3 protein-coding genes are annotated in these 2,998 nt (G+C 38.2%); 2 read left to right on the forward strand and 1 reads right to left on the reverse strand.

What is annotated here, in order from left to right; all coding sequences use genetic code 11:
* Positions 1–105: 105 nt before the first annotated feature.
* On the reverse strand, positions 106–1,317 hold the full coding sequence (gltS, locus tag Q1553_RS07845) for a sodium/glutamate symporter (RefSeq protein WP_115551934.1): 1,212 nt from the start codon (positions 1,315–1,317) through the stop codon (positions 106–108).
* Positions 1,318–1,565: 248 nt separating this feature from the next.
* Here gltS and Q1553_RS07850 point away from each other — a divergent pair, with 248 nt between their 5' ends.
* A complete protein-coding gene (locus Q1553_RS07850; protein ID WP_115551935.1) occupies positions 1,566–2,675 on the forward strand; it encodes a hypothetical protein in 1,110 nt (369 codons plus the stop codon).
* Positions 2,672–2,998, forward strand: a 327-nt coding sequence (locus Q1553_RS07855; protein ID WP_300842895.1) for a hypothetical protein, incomplete at its 3' end; no start/stop codon positions are given. The genes Q1553_RS07850 and Q1553_RS07855, both read left to right, overlap by 4 nt.

The raw sequence follows: 2,998 nt of genomic DNA on the forward strand, positions 1-2,998 counted from the left end.
GTCATTGCGAGGAATGCGCGAAGCAAATGACACAATGGAATCCTTTTGTGCCAAGTTATGAACTGCCGCGCTTTGGCTCAATGCAAAATCTTGCAAAAGCAAATCCTAAAAAAATGGAAGTTTTAGCACTCCGCTAATCACGATTGCATTCACAAGGTCAATAAAAAACGCTCCCACCAAAGGCACGACGATAAACGCCATATGGCTCATACCATAATGTTGGGTAACCGTTTGCATATTTGCCATTGCCGTAGGAGTCGCTCCAAGTCCAAACCCGCAATGTCCCGCAGCCAAAACCGCTGCGTCATAATCACGCCCGCAGAATCTAAAAGTAACGAAAATCGCAAAGGCAATCATCAACACGACTTGAATCGTGAGAATCACAAGCATAGGAAGCGCAAGTGAGACAAGCTGTGTAAGATTAATCGTCATCAACGCAAAAGCCAAGAAAAGCGACAAACTCACATTTCCTAGCACGGAAACTTCTCTATCAAACACTTGATGCACTTTTGTCATAGATAGCACATTGCGCAGAATCGCTCCCACAAATAAACACCATACAAAGGTGGGAAGCGTGAAAGCAGAGCCTTTTAAATAACTTGAAATAAGCGTTCCAATCAGCAAAGAAATCGCAATCAAAGCTAGAGATTCCACAAACGAAGTCGCGGTAATCAACCTCTCTTTTTCTGGCTTTTCAAACCCTTTTGGCAAACCCTCCTCTACTACATCTTTGCTTGGGAGTTGCAATTGATATTTTTTCACAAGATAGTGTGCCACAGGACCGCCGATAACCCCACCGGCGATTAATCCGAAAGTTGCACAAGCCATAGCTACCTCCAAAGCAGCTTCAAACTCATAAGGGGGCAGCTTAAAAATATCTGCCCACGCAGCACCTGTGCCGTGTCCTCCGCTCATTGTAACAGAACCTCCAAGCAAACCAATCACGGGATTCACACCCATAAACTTAGCTGCAAGCACTCCCGCAATATTTTGCAAAAAGAGCAACACAGAAACAAAGATTAAAAAGATAAAAAGAATCTTTCCACCTTTTTTGAGTGAAGCAAAATCGGCACTTAGTCCAATACTAGCATAAAATGCTAACATCAAAGGGTCTTTTAACGCTCCATCAAACTTCAATTCTATTTTGCCATAATGATAAAGCAGAAAAATCGCAATTGCTGCAATGATTCCCCCCACCACAGGTTCTGGAATATTATAATCACGCAAAAATTTACTTTTGCCGATGATAAAACGCCCCAAAAGCAATACGAAAATCATACTAAGCAAAGTGGCGTAAAAATTAAATGAAACTATCATTTATAGCTCCTGTTTATGAAAATTACCGCATTGTAGCAAACAAGAAATTAGAGTTAAATAAGGCAGATTCTTTTCCAAACACACACAAAAAGCCAAAGCAATAAATTTTTCGTTAAAGATTACAAATTGTAACATTTCAATTCTCTTACTTAAGTTTCTACTTCCACTTCTCCTTAAAAGCTAAGGATTTTAAACCTTTTTGAGTTATTATCCAAAACCTAACTACATTTTAACAAAAGGCTTAAAGTTTGGAGAGTTTTGATAACAAAGAGATTGTCTTTTACTCCTTGAGTTTGGACGAAAAAGAAATCAAAGACCTCCAAGAATCCCCAGAAATTTTGGAAGATTTATTAGAGGACAAAGTCTGCTCCCTGCTCAATCTGCCCCGCACTTGTGAATATTTTTCGCGCTTTTTTACGCAAGATGCTCATACTTATCATTGTTTATTACTCAACAAAGATTCTTTGAAAAAATATGTGAGTGATGCGCAAACCTACCTTAGCCACCCTTGTTTTTTGTGCGAGCAATTTTTGCAAGAAACTTTAGAATCGCAGGCGTTTTTGGTGCTAGATGTTTGCGCAAAATGGACACTTATTTATTATCACAAAGGCAAAATCACTTTTCTGCAATCCATAAATAACCTCCAAATCGCACAAGACAAGATTAAACTTTTGAATCCAAACCCTCAAAACTTTGCCCTCTTTTTTTGGCTAATAGGCGAAATGAATCCCGCGCAATCCGAAGAACTAAAAAGCCTCCAATCCCTTTTTAATACGCAAATCCTCCAATGTAAGCTAGAGGAAGTTTTGCTTTTGGACTCTTATAATTTCAATCCACTTGAAAAAACGCTTCCCCTAAGCCAACGAAAAGTAGGCAAAGCACTGAAATTTGCACTATTGGGTGCGAGTGTGGGAATCGGGATTTGGCTTGTTTTGTTAATCTTAGATTTGCTAAAAAGCAGAGAAATAGAAAATCTCCAGCGACAAATCCAAGAAAAAAATATCCAAATCCACAACCAAATCCAAAGCTATACGCAATCCCAAAAACAAGTGCTACTTCTGAAAGAAAAGTTAGAATCCCTACAAACTCTTGAAGCACAAAATGCACATTTCCTTCAAAATGCTATTCCTAACGCTCTTGTGCCATTTTTTCATACACTTAACCCGATTTTGCAGCAATACAATGTCAAAATTGCTTATTTTGGGCTAGAAAAAGATTCACTTCATTTGCTTTTTAGAGGCAAAAACACTTTGCAAGCCTTAGAAAAGCTAGAAAAATCCCCTTGGGGAAATGTGCAGAGATTGGAAAAATATCAAGAATTTTATTGGATACAAATTGCCTTTAGGATTCCACAATGAACGGAGCCAAAAGAGCTTTGGAACAAATTTGCAAAACAATAGAATCTTATTTAGAATTGCGCTCCAAAAAAGAAATGATTTTAATCTTTATTCTTTGTTTTTTATTAGGTTTTATTGGGATTTTTAGCCTAAGCTTTGAGCGCACAAAACAATCTTTGGAGGCAAAAAACCAAAAGAAGCTACACCTACAAAAAGAACTTTTGGACTTACAAGAATCCTTCAACGCCCCCCAAGACTTTGAGGATACAAAATCCTTACAAGATTCTATCCACGCCTTAGAACAAAAAATTGCACAACAAGACAAACAAAAAAATCTCTTACAA

Source organism: Helicobacter sp. UBA3407, from assembly GCF_949747025.1.
Classification (GTDB): domain Bacteria; phylum Campylobacterota; class Campylobacteria; order Campylobacterales; family Helicobacteraceae; genus Helicobacter_D; species Helicobacter_D ganmani.

Bases quoted from the DNA above. Each gene is read 5' to 3' on its own strand.
- gltS (WP_115551934.1), bottom strand. From the start codon at position 1,317: ATGATAGTTTCATTTAATTTTTACGCCACTTTGCTTAGTATGATTTTC.